General features: G+C 41.3%; 17 protein-coding genes. 13 read left to right on the plus strand and 4 right to left on the minus strand.

Features of this window, described 5'->3' with window-relative positions; genetic code table 11:
- The first annotated feature begins 19 nt into the window (after window positions 1-19).
- The 3 genes from R2Q94_RS09650 (at window position 20) to R2Q94_RS09660 (ending at window position 3,096) form a co-directional block, all read left to right on the plus strand.
- Window positions 20-1,792: a PAS domain S-box protein gene (locus R2Q94_RS09650; protein WP_316821246.1), complete on the plus strand. Its 1,773-nt coding sequence runs from the start codon at window positions 20-22 to the stop codon at window positions 1,790-1,792.
- Window positions 1,793-1,917: 125 nt separating this feature from the next.
- Entirely contained in the window at window positions 1,918-2,790 is an 873-nt protein-coding gene (locus R2Q94_RS09655) for a pirin family protein (RefSeq protein ID WP_316821247.1), read from the plus strand.
- Window positions 2,791-2,805: 15 nt separating this feature from the next.
- Entirely contained in the window at window positions 2,806-3,096 is a 291-nt protein-coding gene (locus tag R2Q94_RS09660) for a GNAT family N-acetyltransferase (protein ID WP_316821248.1), read from the plus strand.
- A gap of 65 nt (window positions 3,097-3,161) precedes the next feature.
- On the opposite strand, the gene R2Q94_RS09665 is transcribed toward R2Q94_RS09660, so the two are convergent.
- A complete protein-coding gene (locus R2Q94_RS09665; RefSeq protein WP_316821249.1) occupies window positions 3,162-3,698 on the minus strand; it encodes a GNAT family N-acetyltransferase in 537 nt (178 codons plus the stop codon).
- Between the two features lie 151 nt (window positions 3,699-3,849).
- Between R2Q94_RS09665 and R2Q94_RS09670 the strand changes: the two genes are divergently transcribed.
- Both R2Q94_RS09670 and R2Q94_RS09675 read left to right on the plus strand, forming a co-directional pair.
- Window positions 3,850-4,383, plus strand: coding sequence for a GNAT family N-acetyltransferase (locus tag R2Q94_RS09670; RefSeq protein WP_316821250.1), 534 nt, complete (start codon window positions 3,850-3,852; stop codon window positions 4,381-4,383).
- Between the two features lie 169 nt (window positions 4,384-4,552).
- Window positions 4,553-6,484, plus strand: coding sequence for an ATP-binding protein (locus R2Q94_RS09675; RefSeq protein ID WP_316821251.1), 1,932 nt, complete (start codon window positions 4,553-4,555; stop codon window positions 6,482-6,484).
- 7 nt (window positions 6,485-6,491) lie between these two features.
- On the opposite strand, the gene R2Q94_RS09680 is transcribed toward R2Q94_RS09675, so the two are convergent.
- Genes R2Q94_RS09680 through R2Q94_RS09690 form a run of 3 tightly spaced genes read right to left on the minus strand, consistent with a single transcriptional unit; the run spans window position 6,492 to window position 9,190 of the window.
- Entirely contained in the window at window positions 6,492-7,076 is a 585-nt protein-coding gene (locus R2Q94_RS09680) for a lactate utilization protein C (protein ID WP_316821252.1), read from the minus strand.
- Window positions 7,069-8,445, minus strand: a complete 1,377-nt coding sequence (locus R2Q94_RS09685) for a LutB/LldF family L-lactate oxidation iron-sulfur protein (protein ID WP_316821383.1) — start codon at window positions 8,443-8,445, stop codon at window positions 7,069-7,071. The genes R2Q94_RS09680 and R2Q94_RS09685 overlap by 8 nt, the downstream gene beginning before the upstream one ends.
- Before the next feature lie 4 nt (window positions 8,446-8,449).
- Window positions 8,450-9,190, minus strand: coding sequence for a (Fe-S)-binding protein (locus R2Q94_RS09690; RefSeq protein WP_316821253.1), 741 nt, complete (start codon window positions 9,188-9,190; stop codon window positions 8,450-8,452).
- Window positions 9,191-9,417: 227 nt separating this feature from the next.
- Between R2Q94_RS09690 and R2Q94_RS09695 the strand changes: the two genes are divergently transcribed.
- The 8 genes from R2Q94_RS09695 to R2Q94_RS09730 all read left to right on the plus strand — a co-directional run bounded on the left by R2Q94_RS09695 (window position 9,418) and on the right by R2Q94_RS09730 (window position 19,213).
- Complete coding sequence (locus R2Q94_RS09695; protein WP_316821254.1) at window positions 9,418-10,452, plus strand: LacI family DNA-binding transcriptional regulator; 1,035 nt, start codon at window positions 9,418-9,420, stop codon at window positions 10,450-10,452.
- 158 nt (window positions 10,453-10,610) lie between these two features.
- The gene (locus tag R2Q94_RS09700) at window positions 10,611-11,771 is read left to right on the plus strand and encodes a glycoside hydrolase family 88 protein (protein WP_316821255.1); all 1,161 of its coding nucleotides are present in this window, start codon (window positions 10,611-10,613) and stop codon (window positions 11,769-11,771) included.
- A 102-nt stretch (window positions 11,772-11,873) separates the two neighbouring features.
- On the plus strand, window positions 11,874-12,716 hold the full coding sequence (kduI, locus tag R2Q94_RS09705) for a 5-dehydro-4-deoxy-D-glucuronate isomerase (protein ID WP_316821256.1): 843 nt from the start codon (window positions 11,874-11,876) through the stop codon (window positions 12,714-12,716).
- Between the two features lie 78 nt (window positions 12,717-12,794).
- Complete coding sequence (locus R2Q94_RS09710; protein WP_316821257.1) at window positions 12,795-13,934, plus strand: DUF4861 family protein; 1,140 nt, start codon at window positions 12,795-12,797, stop codon at window positions 13,932-13,934.
- Between the two features lie 22 nt (window positions 13,935-13,956).
- A complete protein-coding gene (locus R2Q94_RS09715) occupies window positions 13,957-14,727 on the plus strand; it encodes an SDR family oxidoreductase (RefSeq protein WP_316821258.1) in 771 nt (256 codons plus the stop codon).
- Between the two features lie 22 nt (window positions 14,728-14,749).
- A complete protein-coding gene (locus tag R2Q94_RS09720) occupies window positions 14,750-16,174 on the plus strand; it encodes a sulfatase (protein ID WP_316821259.1) in 1,425 nt (474 codons plus the stop codon).
- A gap of 80 nt (window positions 16,175-16,254) precedes the next feature.
- Window positions 16,255-17,931 (plus strand): beta-N-acetylhexosaminidase, encoded by a 1,677-nt coding sequence (locus R2Q94_RS09725; RefSeq protein ID WP_316821260.1) that lies wholly within the window; start codon window positions 16,255-16,257, stop codon window positions 17,929-17,931.
- Between the two features lie 25 nt (window positions 17,932-17,956).
- Complete coding sequence (locus R2Q94_RS09730) at window positions 17,957-19,213, plus strand: DUF2264 domain-containing protein (protein ID WP_316821261.1); 1,257 nt, start codon at window positions 17,957-17,959, stop codon at window positions 19,211-19,213.
- Window positions 19,214-19,273: the final 60 nt, after the last annotated feature.

Consider the following 19,273-nt stretch of genomic DNA (forward strand, 5'->3'; position numbering starts at 1 on the left):
GATTTTAAGCTAAATCAGGATGAAAAATGTTAGTGCTCCACCTTCAGATCTTCCTTTCGAAAAGCAGTTAAAGGCTTATCAGAAACGAATATCCAATATCCTGGAGAGCTTTACAGATGGTTTTTTTGAATTAGACAGCAACTGGGTGGTGACCTACTGGAATAAAGAGGCAGAAGAGATGCTGGGAATGCCCAGAAAGGACATCATTGGAAAAAATCTCTGGGAGGTTTATGCGGAGGCCATTCCGCTTAAATTTTACGAAGAATACCATCGTGCAGTAGCAGAAAATACTTCCGTACGTTTCCAGGAATATTTTAAACCTCAAAGGAAATGGTTTGAAGTTGCGGCTTTTCCTTCTGGTGAAGGATTGTCTGTTTATTTCAAAGACATTACTGCCCATAAGGAAGCCACTGTCCAATTGAAAAGGGAAAAGCAAAGGTATATTGACTTGTTTAACCTCAGCCCGGTTCCACAATTGGTATATGACCAGCAAACACTACGCTTTTTAGATGTAAATGAAGCTGCCATAAAGTTTTACGGGTACAGGCGTCCGGAATTTCTAAAAATGACCATTATTGATTTACGCCCTATGGCAGATCGGGAGGAGAGAAAAGAGGTTTTTGTGGAAAGTCCTGATATTGGTGATGTAGGACAACTGCTGAGCCGTCATTGTAAAAAGAATGGGGAATTGGTCTATGTCACAGTTGAAAGTAATGAAGTGCTATTTGAAGATTCTGCCTCATGCCTGGCTTTAGTGATCGATCGTACCCAACAGATCCGGGCAGAAAATGCCTTGTTTATTAGTGAGCAAAGGTTCAAAGCAATGGTTCAGAATGGATCAGATCTGATTGCTATTGTAGATACTAACGGGCTTTATAAGTATGTGAGTCCGGCGGTAACTGCAATTCTGGGCTTTGATCCTGAGCTAATGCTGGGCAAGCACATTTTTGAGTTTATCCACCCCGATGATCAGGAGGAAACCAGGCGACAATTTAATCAGATCAAGAAACATAAACAGGTGCCCATTCCCTTATTCCGGTTTAAGAATAACCAGGGAGCATATCGTTGGATGGAAACCATTATGACCAATATGTTGGAGGACTCCGCAGTTTTGGGGATGGTTTGTAATTCAAGGGATATCACAGAAGATATAGAGAATAAAAGAAAAGTTTCGGAAAGCATCAGTAGATATAACATTGTGTCTAAGGCCACCAGTGATGTGATTTGGGATTGGGATATGGCTTCCGGACATATTATTTGGAATAATGGGATTAAAGAGGTTTTTGGTTACAGTAATACGAACAATTGCCGGAGCTGGTTATTAGATCGGATCCATCCTGATGATTTAAACATGGTTCTGGCCGAGTTTGATCTGCTGAGTACAAATAAAAAAGTAAGATTAAAATTAGAGTATCGTTTCCGTTGTGCAGATGGTACATATAAAACAGTATTAGACCGGTCTTTTATTGTTTTTGATGCATTAGCAAAACCCATTCGTATGATTGGATCGATGCAGGACATTACAGAGCGGATTAATCATATTAAAGCGATAGAATCACAGAATAGTCAGTTGAGGGAAATTGCCTGGATTCAGGCTCATGAAATCCGTGCGCCTTTAGCCCGTATAATGGGCCTGGTATCACTTCTGGAGGTTTATTCATCAGATGAGGTGTTGTCAGATTACATCAGGCATTTGAAATCTTCTTCTGATGAGCTGGACAAGGCGATCAGGACGATTATGAAAAATGCCAACCATAAAATTGGAGACGCAGCTGAAAACAACACTTCTTAACCTACATCAATGGACGATGACTTCAGCCGGGGTATCTTTGTATACAATAATTAATTCGCTAAGGGTTAAACAAGTTTAAGCTTGATTCCTGAGACATTGATTGTTGCTAAAAAAGGAGAAATATAATGAAAAAGGTAATTGAAAAAATCGTGACAAATTCTGGCAGACCACACATGGTTGGTGATGGGTTTAGGGTATTTAATTATATCCCGGGAGCAGGTATCCCTCAGGAAAGAATCAGCCCGTTTTTACTCCTGGACTTTAATCCTGAGTATGATTTTGGTCCTTCTAATCATGTAAGAGGTGTTGGTGTCCATCCCCATAAAGGCTTTGAGACCGTAACTATTGCTTATAAAGGAAGCGTAGCGCATCATGACAGTACAGGTAGTCATGGGGTAATCAATGCAGGTGATGTTCAATGGATGACTGCTGGTAACGGTATTTTGCATAAAGAATACCATGAAGAGGCATTTTCTAAAAAAGGCGGTCCTTTTGAAATGGTACAGTTATGGGTGAACCTACCTAAAAAAGATAAATCAGTAGCGCCACATTATCAGGAGTTGGCTGCTGCCGGAATGGGTAAGCTAGAATTGCCAGATGGCGCAGGTATCGTAAATGTAATCGCCGGAAATTTCAATGGCATTGCAGGACCTGCTCAAACTTATAGTCCAGTAAATTTGTTTGATATTAAATTGAATGAAGGTGGAATTGTAAGTACTCAGGTTGCTGCTACACATAATACCGCTTTGTTGGTGATCAGTGGAAGTGTAGAGGTAAATGATGAACGTGTAGGAGAACATAATTATGTCTTGTTTGCTAATGAAGGGGAAGAGATTCATTTGAAAGGCAATCAAAATAGTGTGATTTTACTGATGAGTGGGGAACCATTAAACGAACCTATCGTGAGTTACGGCCCATTTGTAATGAATACAGATGAAGAAATCAGTCAGGCAATCGTTGATTTCAACATGGGTAAATTTGGCGTATTGGCTGATTAATTAAAACATAAAGCTATGAATGAAGAATATGTAAGTCTTCCTTTGATAAAGCATGCGGAAGAACATCGTTTTGAGTTGAAGGTTGGCGAGTATACTGCTTTTATTGAATACAAAGAGCGCGATAAAAAGATCTGGTTGATTCATACAGAATCACCTGTAGAATTACAAGGTAAAGGCGCAGCTACAGCAGTAATAGAAAAGACATTGGCTTATATAGAAGACAATGGTTATAAGTTGATTCCGCTCTGTCCATTGGTTGCCGCTTATTTGAAACGTCATCCGGATTGGAACAGGATTGTTGACTAAGGTATTCGGATTTCCATGATTTTAAAAAAAAAGCACTACATCTTTTGATATAGTGCTTTTTTTATTTAGAGCTTTAACCAGTCTGCTTTACTGATTTCGAACCAGTCGCATTGTATTCCTTCATGGTCGAAATGACCTGTGATTTTCAATCCTGATTTTTGCAGGGCATGACGGGAACCTGCATTTTCTGCATGTGCCATGGCATAAACGGTTTCCAGTTTCATTTCTTCAAATGCATATTTTAAGGAGGCTTTAGCCGATTCAGTGGCATAGCCCTTGCCCCAATATTCTTTTAGAAAACGGTAACCAACCTCATAAAAGTGGTTGCGGTTGTTGATTGGTGTGGTGATAAATTTCAAACCTCCCCAGCCAACAAAAGTATTACTGGCCTTATCAATTACAGCCCATCTGCCAATGCCATTGTCTTCATATTGTTGTCTGATGAAGCGAATATTATCCTCGGACTCTTCGATTTTTTTAAAAGGTTTATTACCCAGGTATTTATGGACCTCAGGATCTGAATCCATTTTGAACATGGAGGGACTATCCTCCATGGTAATTTCTCTTAGAATAATACGATCTGTTTCTGCGAAAATTTTCATGTAATTGGTGTACTGTATTTTACGGAGCCCTTATGCGCCGCAAATTTGCTGATAACTAAAGATTTATAAAAGTTCTTTAATTTTTTTAAAATATTTGGTTGCAATATAGTTAAAAGACTAAAATATTCTTATTATTGAGCTAAGTATAGTCATGAAATCAAAAAAGATAACTACGGAACGTCTTTATTTACTTCCATTTACAACAGAGATTGCCAGGGAGGTTATGGACGGACAATTTACTTCCTTATCAAAGATGGGCCTGAACTTAGCTGAAGGCTGGCCTGATCAGGAACTGATCGAATGTTTGCCCAGAGTCATCATGGCGCTTGAACTGGTTACAGCGCCTACTGGCTTTGAATCCTGGATGATCATTGATAAAGAAAGAAAAACGATAGTTGGGGATTTGGGCTTTAAAGGTGGGCCGGATGAAAATGGTCATGTTGATCTTGGCTATGGGATTTTAGCCTCAGAAAGACGTAAAGGCTATGCAGTAGAGGCTGGGAGAGCCCTGATCAAATGGGCATTTAAGCAACCCGAAGTAAAAGTAATTACCGCAAAGTGTGAGCACATTAATGCGGCTTCTACCAAAACATTGATGCAATTGGGCTTTTACCAGAAATTCATTAAAGAAGAAATGGTTCATTGGTTTTTATTGCGGGAACCTACTAAAAAGATCGTAGGTTAACTACCCAAAATATAAAAAAAGTGGATACCTGTTGTTCAGGTTATTGTGGCTTTTACTCGGAATTTGTGTGGAGTTTTTAAAACTTAATATTCCATTTTGCGTTATCAAGTTAGTTTTAAAGCTTATTTGTTGATTCAATGGTATTAATCTCAGCTAAATTTTGGTAAACATGAACAGCAGGCCTTCTAAGGATTCCAGTGATTGTTTCTACTCCGGGGCAGACTTCCAGAACTTCTTTAAATCATCTCCACAGTCGGTGGTCTTTAAAGCTAACGCCCCTGATTTTACCATCTTAGCAGTCAGCGATCAGTTTGTTGAAATTTCTTTAAAACCCAGGACAGCCTTATTGGGGCAAAAGCTTTTGGAGGTGTTTTCTGGCAGAACAAGAGATGCTTATGCCAGAGAATTTGCGTTTAATGCTTTGGAGGAAGTGATCAGAACGAAGAAACGCGTTGATCTTCCTATTTATAAATATGATATTTATTCTAGTGAAACAGGGAAGATGGAACCTTTATATTGGTCGAATTCTAATCAACCTGTGCTGGACGGGAATGGTGATGTAGCTTATATCATCAATACCACAGATAATGTGACTGCCCAGGTGATGTTGAAAGAGATGGCAAATACTTCTGAAGAAAACCTCCATCAGCAACAGCAGCGTTTACATAAAATGTTTATGAAAGCCCCGATAGGGATGGCGCTGTATGCCAGAAATGATTTTGTTATTGAATATGCGAATGAGGCTATTTGTAAGATCTGGGGAAAAGGAGGTCCGTTGGAAGTTCTTGGACAGTCCATCTTTAAGTTGTTGCCCTCGATGCTGGAGTTTGGGTATCGGGAGATTTTCGAAAGGGTGATTTCCAGTGGTCAGTCCTATCAGGGTAGGGAATCTCCTGTAAAATACGAGCGTGATGGACAAATGGAGACCTTCTATTTTGACCTCAACCTGGAACCTATATTTGGTAAAGGTCAGGAAGTAACAGGTTTACTTTCAGTAGTGAATGATGTGACGGAAAAGGTACTTACAAGGAAAACAATTGAAAATGCTGAGGAACGGCTTCGGCTGGCTTCTGAAGCAACAGGAATTGGAAGTTGGGATCTTGATTTACAAAACAAAGAAATTATATATTCTGCAAGGCTTGCCGATTTATTTGGGGTGCCAGGGAAAACAAATCTGAGTTTTGCTGAGCTTCGCGCGATCATCCATCCTGATGATAGGAGTATTGTGGAACAGGCTTTTCAAAGTGCTTTGATTTCTGGGAAGTACAGCTATCAGGCCAGAATTAAAAGAGCAGATGAGGTCATTTATTGGATAAGTGTAAATGGAAAGGTGATTTTTAACGAGAGTGGAACACCCGTCAGGATGCTTGGTACGGTTATGGACATCACGGAGCATAAGCAGGAGGAATTACAAAAAAATGATTTTATTGCCATTGCAAGTCATGAACTCAAAACTCCTTTAACCTCTTTAAAAGCGTATGCGCAGTTATTGAAATCAAGTAAAGCGGCCAGTGATCCGGGCTTTATAAAAAGTGTTGGAACCAGGATTGAAGGGCAGATCAATAAAATGACCAAACTCGTTTACAGCTTCCTGGATCTTTCCAGGATTGAAATGAATAAGACGGAACTCAGAAAGGAAATGATCAATTTGAATGAATTGATTCAAGAGGTGCTGAACGATTACCGGTTCCAGGAAAAGAACCATCCCCTTAGTTTTGAACCTGAGGGGCTCCCACTGCTTTATGCAGATAAGCATAAAATCACGCAGGTGGTGGATAACCTGGTGAGCAATGCGATTAAATATTCTCCTCAGGGAGGAGAAGTACTGGTGTCTGCAAGCTTAAGCGCTAATGAAGTTCTGATTTCTGTAACTGATCAGGGGATTGGGATCGACAATAATCACCTTAACAAAATCTTTGACCGCTATTACAGGATCGATGATATGCAAGTTAAAAATGCTTCTGGTTTTGGAATCGGCTTGTATTTATGCGCGGATATTGTGAAGCGTCATCATGGGAAAATCGGGCTTGAAAGTGAGCCTGGCAAAGGAAGTAGGTTCTTTTTCACCTTGCCAGTTGACGCTCCTTCAAAAATCCAATAGGAATAGGTTATTCAATTACAAAAACCGTCATGTTTTTAGGACCATGAGCACCAAGTACTAATGATTGCTCAATATCAGCGGTTTTTGAAGGACCGGCGATAAAAGCTCCAAAACCATAACTGGAATCTGCAATTTGTTGATAAGCTTCCTGCATATTGGATAAAATATCTTTCTGATGAACTACGACCACTAACTGCTGGCAAATAAAAGGGATCACCCTTTGTCCCATGAGGGATTCTGTTACCCAAAGTGCTGCATTTTCTGCAACCCCGAAATGTGCTTTAATAATCGCAACATCTACATCTTCATAGCTATGTGGGGCTAAGTCCTCCCAATCTTTTTCAGTCAGGTTTTTCAGTTCAGGAATAGTGGAAATGACTCTTGGTAAATGGGCAAACCTGGTTTTAATCTGTAAGCCGATTTCTTCAACATCTTTTACAACATACATCGTTCCTCCGATTCCATCCAGTACCTTTCCAAACATGTCTACAGGATCGGGATATTGAACCAGGGCAGTTAAATTTGCGGGTAAACTGGTTAAAGCAGGTTGGTTTTCTTTAACACGGGCAAGGATCTCGGCTCTGCTACTCATGGTTGTTCTTTTTATACCATTCACGGAATGACTGTTGTGGTGGCACTGGCATATCACGCTGACTGTACCAGGCATTTAATTTATTGTTGACCAGGAAAGGGGTATTTTTCAATACCCAGCGGCCTGTTTTTCCTGCAGTTCTATAAGCACCTGGGTGAGAGAGCGTAAATTCCATGACTTTCATGGCAGCCGTTTTTTTAGGATCTGCATGCCCTTCCTTCACGATAACTTGTCGCCATTTGTAAAGCTGTTCATGGATGTTGATTTTCACTGGACAAACATTCGTACAGGAGCCACATAGGGTAGAAGCAAAAGGTAAATCTGCATATTGTTTCATATCCAGATTGGGGGCTAAAATGGCTCCAATCGGGCCAGCAATGGCGGTATGGTAACTATGTCCTCCACTTCTGCGGTACACCGGACAAGTGTTCATACAGGCACCACAACGGATACATTTTAGTGAATTGCGGAAATCCGCTCTTCCCAGTTGCTGGGTTCGGCCATTATCTACCAAGATCAGGTGCATCTCCTGTCCTTTTCTTGGCGTACGGAAATGACTGGAATAGGTTGTAATCGGTTGACCGGTTGCACTTCTGGCCAATAACCTTAAAAATACACTCAGGTGTGCACGTTTAGGGATGATTTTTTCAATACCCATACAGGCAATATGTACTTCAGAAAGGTGTGCACCCATATCGGCATTTCCTTCGTTCGTGCAAACCACAAACTCGCCGGTTTCTGCGATGGCAAAATTGACTCCGGTAATGGCTGCTCTTCTGGTCAGGAACTTCTCGCGGAGGTGTAACCTGGCGGCGGCAGTAAGCAACTGTGGATCTGAAGCCCCTTCAGGAGTGCCTAGGTGTTCGTGAAACAACTCTCCGATTTCTTCTTTTTTCTTATGGATACAAGGTAGTACAATATGACTTGGTGGTTCTTCTGCTAACTGTACAATCCGCTCACCAAGATCGGTATCAATGACTTCAATTCCATTCTGGTGTAAATATTCATTCAGGTGGCATTCTTCAGTCAGCATAGACTTACTTTTTACCATTCTGTTGATTTCTTTGGCTTTCAATATGGCATGGACAATTCTGTTGTGTTCAGCCGCATCACCCGCCCAGTGTACGGTAATGCCATTTTTTTGCGCATTGTTTTCAAACTCCATCAAATAATCGTGGAGGTTGGAAAGTACATTGTCTTTAATCTGAGAAGCATTTTCTCTGAGTGCTTCCCATTCAGAAAGGGTATTTGCGGCTTTATCACGTTTGGCACGTACAAACCATAAGGTTTCATCATGCCAGTCTACGCGGGCTTCATCCTGATTAAAAATGTCAGCTAATGCGGCGTGGTCCTTTGTTCCTTTACTCATTTTCTTAAATTTCTTCTGCATTTAGGATTTCTGCAATGTGTAACACTTTTACCTGACTATTTCCGCGGCGTAGAATTCCTTCCATGTGCATTAAACAGGACATATCAGCTGCGGTGATGTATTGGGCTCCATGACTGAGGTGGTCTTTAATCCGGTCTTTGCCCATTTTAACAGATACAGCTTCTTCTGCCACGCAAAATGTTCCTCCAAATCCGCAACATTCATCAGGGCGGCTCAATTCGACCAATTCCAGGTCTTTCACCATGTTTAGCAGGTGTAAAGGTTTTGAAAAAGGAGCAGCCACCAGTTCTGTCATTTGAGACATCATTAATCCTCGTTGGCCGTGGCAGCTTTGGTGGACGCCTACTTTATGAGGGAATCTTGCATTTAATTCTTCTACCTTTAGAATGTCTGTAAGGAATTCTGTTAACTCATATACTTTTTTACGAATGCCAATTGCTTTTTCCGATTGCTCCTTACTGTGTAAATGATCTTTTATATGCAATACACAGCTTCCTGATGGGGAAACGATATAGTCGAATTCAGCGAAATTATCTATGAAAAGTTCGTTGCATCCAGTGGTCAGGTGTTCAAATCCTGAATTGGCCATCGGCTGCCCGCAACAGGTTTGCTGTAGGGGATAAGATACTTTGACTCCTAATTTTTGAAGGAGCTTTAAGGTGGCGATTGCTGCATTCGGGTAGAACTGGTCAATGTAGCAAGGGATAAAAAGGCCAACGGTCATAAAGAAAAATTTAAGGTTTCGTGATACGTAATACCACGTAAGAATTCCTAAGAAAGCTGGAAGTTATCACTTTTGATGGAAATTAGCCCGTTAACGGTAATTACGCTTAATATATTGCCAAAATAATGTAGGGAAGGACTTTTTGTAAATTATGAAAACGTTTTCATAATTATGAAAGAATTGACTAGCTTGCCTGTGCTTAATTTAAGCGTAATTCAGTTTTATAGATGAGTAAGGATAAAAAACCGCAGCAAAACACCATTCTTGATATTGCAGATGCATTGAAACTTTCTCCGGCAACGATTTCAAGAGCGCTGAACAATCATCCACATGTTAAAGAGAAAACAAAAAATGATGTGTTGAAAATGGCGGCCCAGTTGGGATATAGAAGGAACCAAATGGCTTCCGGATTAAGGAGTAATAAAACCCATACCGTTGGACTGATTGTTCCACGTATTTCTATGTTTTTTCATGCGGAAGTACTCACTACCATTCAGAACGAGCTGCATAAATATGGTTATAACCTGATCATCTGTCAGTCTAATGATGTACTGAGTATGGAAGAAGAATTAGCAGATATCCTGTATGCTTCGAGAGTGGATGCACTGATTGTAGCCTGCACTTTACAAACTACGGATTTCAGCCATTTTGATAAGCTGTTGAACACTGGAATTCCAGTGATTTTCTATGACCGGGTTCCCCTGAATTCTTATCCTGCAACCTATATCAAAGGAGATGATTTCCGTGGCGGGTATTTGGCAACTACTCATTTGATTGAGACTGGAAGCCAGCGAATTGCTCATATTTCCGGCAAATTGAGCTCTAATCTTTATCAGGATCGCACTGCGGGTTTTAGGAAGGCGATGGAACAGTACCAGCTGCCTGTAAAGGCAGAATGGGTTTTTCATCAGGAACTGACGCATGAAAATGCAAAAGAAGCTATGGCTGAACTGTTTTCAGAGACTGTACAGCCTGATGCACTCTTTGCTGCTAATGATGTAACCGCAATTGCTGCATTGGAATATGCTAAAGAGAATGGAATTCAGGTGCCACAGGATTTGAAAATTATCGGTTATTCAAATGATCCCAGAACTTCTATCATTACTCCGGCTTTGTCTACCATAGAGCAATATCCCACGAAGGTTGGGCAAAAGATTGTTTCCGTATTGATAGAACAACTGAAAAACAGAATGCAGGAGGTTGGACTAGAGCAAAAACCATATGTGATTCCAGTTGACCTGATCAGAAGAATGTCTTCCTGAAAGACTTTGATTATGGGACTACTAAAGCTATACCAGAAATGACGGTCAATAAAGGAGAAGAGAATACCTAAACAACAGAACCTAATTAAATTAAATATAAATTTTGAATTAAACAGTAAATTATGCGGAAGCTCGTAGTTTTTTTTAGTTTTTTAATCATGAATACTGGGATATTGATGGCCCAGAATCCACCTTCAAAAGAAGGAATGGCACAATTAATTGATGATCAGTTTAAATTTGCTGACCAGCAATATAAAGTACTTAGCAAGAACGTTCCGGCAGATGTGATGCCTCAAACTTATAACGCTGAGAAAAATAAAGTACAAACCAGTGATACTAAATGGTGGTGTAGTGGATTTTACCCGGGTACTTTATTTTATATCTATGAATATACCAAGGATCCGGAAATCCTGAAAGAGGCTACTGCCAGATTGGGAATCCTGGAAAAGGAAAAACACTATACCGGAAACCATGACCTGGGGTTCATGATGTATTGCAGCTTTGGAAATGCATACCGCATTACTAAAAATCCTGCTTATAAAACCACCATCGATACTGCTGCGGCTTCTTTAACCACCAGATATCGCCCTGGGGCAAAAGTGATCCAATCCTGGAATTCGAGCAAAAAATGGGCTGGACCAGTGATCATCGACAACATGATGAACCTGGAATTGCTGTACTGGGTTTCAGATCATGGCGGCGATAAAAAATATAGAGATGTGGCAATTACACATGCCAATACTACTTTGAAAAATCATTTCCGTCCGGATTTCAGTTCTTACCATGTGGTGGATTATGACATGAAAACGGGTGAAGTGGTGAAAAAACAAACGGCACAAGGCGCTGCCGATGAGTCTGCCTGGAGCAGAGGACAAAGCTGGGGATTGTATGGATATACCATGATGTACCGCTTTAGCAAAGATAAACGTTACCTGGAGCAAGCTAAACGTATTGCTAAATTTACGCTGAACCATCCTCATATGCCTGAAGATCTGGTTCCTTATTGGGATTATGATGCACCAGGTATCCCAAATACTTATCGCGATGCTTCAGCAGCAGCGGTGAATGCCTCAGCATTATTGGAGTTGGCACAGTATGTCAATAAAAAAGACCGCAAAATTTATGTGGCTGCGGCAGAAAAGATGATTCGCTCATTGGCTTCTGATACTTATCGTGCAAAATTAGGAGAGAACGGTGGTTTTCTTTTGATGCATAGTGTGGGCTCTATTCCACATAAATCGGAAATCGATGTGCCTTTAACTTATGCTGATTACTACTTTTTGGAAGCCTTACACCGTTATAAGAACTGGTATTTGTAGCGAGTCTTCATGAAGCCACTTGCTTTTCCTCAGAAACGATTTTTTTAAACCATAGCCTGCAAAGTAAACAGGCCATACCATATCAATTTTATATAAATAGCAATGAAAACATATTTTGACAGCAGGTTCGCATTAAGCCCGAATGAAGGAAAACAATTAGATACCAAAGGATTACGTGATCATTTCCTGATGGAACAGCTTTTTGAAGCGGATGCCATTCATTTGACTTTATCTCATTACGACAGGTACATTACCGGAGGGGTGATGCCCGTTCAGGAAGAAGTAAGTTTGTCGAATCCTGAAAATTTAAAAGCCGGTTATTTTCTGGAAAGAAGAGAGTTAGGGATGATTAATGTAGGTGGTAAAGGTATTGTAGTTGCGGATGGAATAACTTATGAACTGGAATATAAGGAGGCCTTGTACCTGGGTAAAGGCACAAAAGAGGTAGTTTTTTCGTCCGTTGAAGCTAATACGCCAGCCAAATTTTATCTTAATTCTGCACCAGCACATCATACTTATCCTTCGAAAAAGGTTTCTAAAGCGGAAGCGGAGGTAGTAGAATTGGGTTCGGCAGCAACAGCAAATCACAGGGTGATCAATAAACTGATTGTAAACAGCGTGTTGCCAACCTGTCAGCTGCAAATGGGCATGACAGAACTGAAAAGCGGGAGTGTATGGAATACGATGCCTGCACATACCCACGACCGTAGAATGGAAGTTTACTTCTATTTTGAAGTACCGGAAGGACAAAGTGTGTGTCATTTTATGGGACAGCCACAGGAAACCAGACATGTGTGGATGCAAAACGAACAAGCGATTATTTCGCCAAACTGGTCGGTGCATTCTGGTGCTGGAACAAGCAATTATACTTTTATCTGGGGAATGGCCGGTGAAAACCTGGATTATGGCGATATGGACCACTGCGCCATCACCGAGTTGAGATAACCTTGGCTATTGAGCTAAAATAAAAACCAAATGATCAGGTTATGTCACCAGCATAACCTGATTTTAAACGTATGAACGATGAAAAAAATTCTCCTGTTTTTATGGGTTGCTGCAGGTCTGCAAACTACCCTGAATGCACAAACTAAAACCCCAAAGGCCAGTATCCTTATTCAAAATGCTTCGAAGCAAAAGAGAACAGCTGCGGTAACGGCTATCCCATGGGAAAGTGTACTTGCTAAATATCCGGGTATAGATACTGCTAATTTTAAGGTCTTAAATACCGCGCAAAAGGAAGTCCCCTTCCAATTGGAATTTAAGGGGTTGCGTACTCCGCAGCACTTATTGGTACAAATTGATGTACCGGCAAATGGCAGTGTTAAATTGACGATTGTTCCTGGAAAGGCAATAAAACCAGTTCAAAAGACATTCGGAAGATACATTCCTGAGCGCAAGGATGATTTTGCCTGGGAAAATGATAAAGTTGCTTTTCGTATGTACGGAAAAGCCCTGGAAAGTAGCCCTAAAGAAAATGCCTATGGAATCGATGTTTGGGGAAAGCGGGTGAGTAGAATGGTTTTGAACGAACGTTATAAACGAGGAAGATACCATGAAGACCTGGGTGATGGGAACGATTATTACCATGTGGGCCTGACTTTAGGTGCTGGCGATATTGCACCAATTTCTGGCGATAAGATTTATTATCCTTTAAATTACCGTACCTGGAAAATCCTGGATCAGGGAGCATTGCGCTTTACTTTTCAATTGAGTTATGAAAACTGGGACGTAGCTGGAAAACTGGTCAAAGTTGTGAAAACGATTTCCCTTGATGCAGGTTCTCATTTGAATAGAGTGGAAGCGAATTATGAATATCCTGGATCTGCTGATTTACCTGTAGTGGTTGGGATCATTAAAAGAGCAGAACCTGGAACCATTTTGCTAAATGAACGCCAGGGGGTAATGGGCTATTGGGAACCTCAACATGGAGCTGATGGTACGATGGGAATCGGTGTGATTTTATCTGATCCTAAACTTCAAATGAAGGTGACTAAAGAGCAATTGCTGGCTGAAACAAAAGCACAAAGTGGATCCCCTGTGGTATATTATAATGGTGCTGCATGGGATAAAGCGGGGGAAATTACCACTGCAGAGGCTTGGTTTGCTTATCTGAACAATTTTAAACAAGCATTGGAACAGCCTTTAAAGGTAAGTGTTCAATAATCATATTTTAAAAACATATCAAATGTCGGTACTTAATTTATTTAATTTAAAAGGTAAAATAGCCCTGGTGACAGGTTGTAAACGCGGAATTGGAAAAGCAATGGCTGAAGCATTGGCCGAAGCCGGTGCAGATATTATTGGCGTATCTGCCAGTCTGGAATTGGAAAATTCGACGGTGGAAAAATCAGTTAAAGCATTGGGACGTAATTTCCATGCTTATCAATGTAATTTCAACGATCGCAATTCCTTAAAAGCATTTATTGAAAAGGTAAAATTGGAGCATCCGGTAATTGATATTCTGGTGAATAATGCCGGAACAATTTTGAGAAAACCAATTGCGGAACATCCTGATGAGTATTGGGATGAGGTGATTGCCGTGAATCAGACTGCACCATTTATTCTGACTCGTGAAATTGGAAAAGAGATGGTGTTGAGAGGATCTGGAAAAATCATCTTTACTGCTTCGCTGTTAACTTTCCAGGGAGGAATTACTGTTCCGGGCTATGCTGCAAGTAAAGGTGCGGTAGGACAGTTGACAAAGGCTTTTGCTAACGAATGGGCCAGTAAAGGGCTGAATGTAAATGCCATTGCACCTGGTTATATCTCTACGGATAATACGACTGCTTTAAGAGCAGATGAAGATAGAAGTCGTTCTATTATGGAGCGTATTCCTGCGGGAAGATGGGGTGAACCGGAAGATTTTAAAGGACCAACCGTATTCTTAGCTTCGGATGCTTCGAACTATATGCATGGTACTGTCATGACGGTAGATGGTGGATGGATGGGGAGGTAGCATGAAGAGGATCAGCTTATCTTTGCTTATTTTATTGGGTGTTTCGCAGATTGCGGATGCCCAGCAAAAGAAAAATGAACGTCCAAATGTGATCATTATCAATATGGACGATATGGGTTATGGAGATACGGAACCTTATGGCATGACCGGAATTCCTACCCCAAACTTTAATAAGGCTGCAACTGAAGGGATGCGGCTTACCCATTTCAATACGGCACAGGCCGTATGCAGTCCATCCAGGGCTGCCTTACTGACCGGATGTTACCCAAACAGACTCAGTCTGGCCCATGCTTTAAGTCCGGAAGCAAAAACAGCGTTAAATACTTCCGAAGAAACGATCGCCTCCCTGTTGAAAAAACAAGGATACAAAACAGGAATGCTGGGAAAATGGCATTTGGGTTCCAAAGCCCCATTCCTGCCTACATATTTTGGTTTTGATAGTTTTTATGGGATTCCTTACTCGCATGATATGTGGCCGGTAGACTATGCAGGTAAACCTTTGGATTCTTCAACTTATAGGGGGAAATATCCTCGCCTGCCAATTATTAGCGGTGAAAAGGTGGTCGCTTATAATGACAACCTGGAGGATCAGGGAAAACTTACTGGTACTTTTACTAAAAAGGCGGTGGAGTTCATTACTGCCCATCAGCAGGAACCGTTCTTTTTATATCTCGCTCAACCGATGCCTCATGTGCCATTGGCGGCTTCAAAAGCTTTCCAGGGGAAAAGTGAACTTGGAGTTTTTGGTGATGTAATTATGGAACTGGACTGGTCGGTGGGAGAGATCATGAAAACATTGGACCGGTATAAATTGTCGGAAAACACCATTCTGATCATTACCAGCGACAATGGGCCATGGCTGAATTTTGGAGACAATGCCGGTTCTACCGGAGGTTTTCGTGAAGGAAAGGGGACAGCCTGGGATGGAGGAACTCGTATACCATGTCTGATCAGGTGGCCGGGTAAAATTGCCGCAGGAAGTGTGAATTCTCAATTGATGCTAAATCTGGATCTTCTGCCAACAATTGTTACATTAACTCATGCAAAATTGCCGACTCAAAGAATTGATGGGCTTGATTTTTCCGGTTTGTTAACTGGGAAAACAAATAAAGGACCAAGGGAGGTTTTTTACTATTATTATGATGTGAATAACCTGAAAGCAGTACGCTATAAAAACTGGAAGTTGGTATTTCCACATACCTCCAGAACCTATACCGGTAGTTTACCTGGAAAGGGGGGGTATCCAGGTCCTGCACCAGATGTAAAAGTGAAAATGGCCCTGTATAATCTTTCTCATGATCCTGGAGAGCAATATGATGTGCAGGAAAACTATCCTGAAATACTGAAACAGATACAGGCTTATGCGGAAGAAGCAAGGGCAGATCTTGGTGATGACCTGACAAACCGGAAAGGGGCGAACAGAAGGCCTGCTGGGAATGTCAAATGACCAGGTTCTTCAATAAAATGATCAAAATCAACCGGATTACCTGGATAAGGTAATCCTTCGTAACAATTAAATCAATAGAAATGATAAAATCGAAAATTAGCATTTTGTCTGGAATCTCTTTGATGTTCTTTGCCACATTTTTTCTGGGAACTCCGGAAAAGCTATTGGCTCAGGATCATAAAATGAGTACTCAGGATAACTGTCCGATTATTCCTTTACCGCTTAAAGCGATAAAAGGAAACGGTACATTCTTATTAAATGTAAACACGCCTCTGATTTTAAATGATGAGGCCTTAAAACCAATTGCTCAATATTTGCAGGCGGAATTGTTAAAGTCTCAGCACTTACCCATAGGCATTCAGCCAGCTGTAGTGAAAAATCCATCGATAAAACTATTGCTTTCCCCAAAGAAAAAAACGGAGGGTTTAGAAGCTTACACCTTGGATATCAATTCCGATGGAGTGACCATTGCTGCCCGGGAAATTTCAGGTGTCTTTTACGGCGCTACTTCATTACTGCAATTGATCAGGCAGACGAAAAAGGAAAATGGTGGTTTGAATCTGGCTTCCTGGAAAATAGAAGATCAACCAGCATATGGCTGGAGAGGATTCATGTTAGACGAGTCCAGGTTCTTCTTTGGTATGGAGAAGGTAAAATCTATCATCGACTGGATGGCGTTTTATAAATTAAACAAATTGCATTGGCACTTGACCGATGAACCGGCCTGGCGTATAGAGATTAAAAAGTATCCTAAACTTACATTGATTGGTGGAATCGGTGATTTTTTAAGTGAATTTACACCTGCACAATACTATACACAGGAACAGATTAAGGAAGTGGTAGCTTATGCGGCACAGCGGTTCATTACCGTAATTCCTGAGATTGACATGCCTGGACATGCTACAGCAGCCAATAGAGCCTATCCTGAATTTAGTGGAGGTGGAGGGCCGGGTCATCCGGAATTTACCTTCAATCCTGGTAAAGAGCGTACATATGCCTACCTGACTAACATTTTAAAGGAGACCAACGTGTTGTTCCCATCTGCGATGATTCATCTTGGTGGCGACGAGGTAAGTTATGGTAATCATAAATGGGCAACAGATCCGGACATTTCAGCTTTGATAAAGGATAAAAATCTAGCAGGTACTAAAGGTGCGGAGACTTATTTCATGAAAAGGATGGCCGATTCTGTGTATCAAATGAATGCAAAACTATTGGTTTGGGATGAGATGGCAGAAGCCGGACTTCCAAAAGACAAAACCATTATCTTCTGGTGGCGCCATGATCAGCCGGCGGTTTTGAAACAGGCATTGAGTCATGGATATGAGACGGTATTGTGTCCAAGATTACCTCTGTATTTTGATTTTGTGCAGGACAGCACCCATACCTATGGTCGAAAATGGGGCAAATTATACAACCCGATTGAAAGTGTTTATTCATTTTCTGCAGATAGTTACCAGTCTCAGACTGTCGCTAAAAACCAAATTCTGGGCATTCAGGCCAACCTCTGGACGGAAACAGTTCCGAATACCCAAAGATTGGATTACCTCTTATTTCCAAGAATTTCTGCTTTGGCAGAAGCCGCATGGTCTCCAAAGATAGGAAAGGATTTCTCTGCATTCATGCAGCGCTTAAAAGGACATTATCCACTTTATGAGCAAGCGGGGATTTATTATTATGATCCGGCACAGACTCGCAAATTCCCGGAACCGGTAAAGGTGGGTTCAGGTGTAAAACGCTTTGATACTGCAGATTAATTTAAGGAGATCAAATTAGAATTTAATGAAAAGAAGAAACTTTTTTAAGATTGCGCCTTTAGCCGGATTATTTGGTTTTATCAGTCCAGGGAAAGCCATAGCAGCAATTCCAGAGACTTTTACGGTTGCTCAATCCGATCGGGAATACTGGCTGGAACTTATGATTCGTATTGCGGAACCAGTATTGAGAAATGCCTCAAAAGGGGAATTAAAGAAAAATATGCCGCTCGAAACTCCGAAAGGATATGCAAAAAAAGTCGCTGAGGTGACCTATCTTGAGGCCTTGGGAAGAACACTGGCTGGAATTTCCGGCTGGCTTTCTTTACCGGCAGACCAATCAAAGGAGGGTTTAAAGAGGACTGAATTTGCAGAGTTGGCGAGGAAAAGTATTATAAATATCGTTGACCCGGCAAGTCCGGATTATACTGATTTTCTGAAAAAGGGAGAATCTCAGTTACTTGTAGACGCTGCTTTTCTAGCACATGCTTTTTTACGCGCTCCTTTGCAGCTATGGGAACCACTTTCTGCCAAAGGGAAGCAGCAGGTGATTGCTGCTTTCCGGAATATCAGCTGGATTAAACCCGGACAAAATAACTGGTTGTTGTTTGCTGCGATGGTTGAGGTGTTCTTCTTGAGCATTGGAGAAGACTGGCAGCAGGAAAAAGTGACTTATGCTATTGATAAACATCATGAATGGTATAAAGGAGATGGTTGGTATGGGGATGGTGAGAAGTTTCATTTCGACTATTATAATGGCTTTGTGATTCATCCTATGCTGGTAGATATTGTTAAGGTATTGCAGGGAAAAGGATTGTATCCTGAAAAAGATTATCAACTGATATTAAGAAGGATGCAACGTTTTGGCGCTAGTCAGGAGCGTATGATATCTCCTGAAGGCTCATATCCGGCAATAGGCCGATCGGTAGCTTACCGAGTTGGGGCATTTCAGCCTTTAGGACAGCTGGCTTTAAACCATCAGTTGCCCGCCATGATCAGTCCCGCACAGGTACGCTCAGCACTCACGGCAGTCATGAAAAGGCAGTTTGGAATGAAAGGAACGTTTAGCGCTACAGGCTGGTTGCAAATCGGTTTTTGCGGACATCAGTTGGAAGCTGCGGAGACTTATATCAGCACAGGAAGTTTGTACTTATGCAGCGTTGGTTTTCTGCCCTTGGGTTTGCCTGCAGATGATGTTTTTTGGAGTAGTCCGGCAGCGGATTGGACAGGGAAAAAAGCATGGTCGGGACAGTTGTATCCGGAAGACCATGCAGTAAGTTTTTAAAGTATACTATAAGGCCCCCGTATTTGTCATGCAGGGGCCTTATTAAAGAATGCAGGATGA

Source organism: Pedobacter gandavensis, from assembly GCF_032678465.1.
In the GTDB taxonomy this organism is placed as follows: Bacteria; Bacteroidota; Bacteroidia; order Sphingobacteriales; family Sphingobacteriaceae; genus Pedobacter; species Pedobacter gandavensis_B.

What these genes read in the sequence shown, in the direction of transcription:
- R2Q94_RS09650 (WP_316821246.1), top strand. Translation starts at nt 20, where the DNA reads ATGAAAAATGTTAGTGCTCCACCTTCAGATCTTCCTTTCGAAAAGCAG.
- R2Q94_RS09680 (WP_316821252.1), bottom strand. Translation starts at nt 7,076, where the DNA reads ATGAGTAGCAGAGCCGAGATCCTTGCCCGTGTTAAAGAAAACCAACCT.
- R2Q94_RS09715 (WP_316821258.1), top strand. Translation starts at nt 13,957, where the DNA reads ATGTCGGTACTTAATTTATTTAATTTAAAAGGTAAAATAGCCCTGGTG.
- R2Q94_RS09665 (WP_316821249.1), bottom strand. Translation starts at nt 3,698, where the DNA reads ATGAAAATTTTCGCAGAAACAGATCGTATTATTCTAAGAGAAATTACC.
- kduI (WP_316821256.1), top strand. Translation starts at nt 11,874, where the DNA reads ATGAAAACATATTTTGACAGCAGGTTCGCATTAAGCCCGAATGAAGGA.
- R2Q94_RS09675 (WP_316821251.1), top strand. Translation starts at nt 4,553, where the DNA reads ATGAACAGCAGGCCTTCTAAGGATTCCAGTGATTGTTTCTACTCCGGG.
- R2Q94_RS09660 (WP_316821248.1), top strand. Translation starts at nt 2,806, where the DNA reads ATGAATGAAGAATATGTAAGTCTTCCTTTGATAAAGCATGCGGAAGAA.
- R2Q94_RS09710 (WP_316821257.1), top strand. Translation starts at nt 12,795, where the DNA reads ATGAAAAAAATTCTCCTGTTTTTATGGGTTGCTGCAGGTCTGCAAACT.
- R2Q94_RS09725 (WP_316821260.1), top strand. Translation starts at nt 16,255, where the DNA reads ATGATAAAATCGAAAATTAGCATTTTGTCTGGAATCTCTTTGATGTTC.
- R2Q94_RS09730 (WP_316821261.1), top strand. Translation starts at nt 17,957, where the DNA reads ATGAAAAGAAGAAACTTTTTTAAGATTGCGCCTTTAGCCGGATTATTT.
- R2Q94_RS09690 (WP_316821253.1), bottom strand. Translation starts at nt 9,190, where the DNA reads ATGACCGTTGGCCTTTTTATCCCTTGCTACATTGACCAGTTCTACCCG.
- R2Q94_RS09685 (WP_316821383.1), bottom strand. Translation starts at nt 8,445, where the DNA reads ATGAGTAAAGGAACAAAGGACCACGCCGCATTAGCTGACATTTTTAAT.
- R2Q94_RS09695 (WP_316821254.1), top strand. Translation starts at nt 9,418, where the DNA reads ATGAGTAAGGATAAAAAACCGCAGCAAAACACCATTCTTGATATTGCA.
- R2Q94_RS09700 (WP_316821255.1), top strand. Translation starts at nt 10,611, where the DNA reads ATGAATACTGGGATATTGATGGCCCAGAATCCACCTTCAAAAGAAGGA.
- R2Q94_RS09670 (WP_316821250.1), top strand. Translation starts at nt 3,850, where the DNA reads ATGAAATCAAAAAAGATAACTACGGAACGTCTTTATTTACTTCCATTT.
- R2Q94_RS09655 (WP_316821247.1), top strand. Translation starts at nt 1,918, where the DNA reads ATGAAAAAGGTAATTGAAAAAATCGTGACAAATTCTGGCAGACCACAC.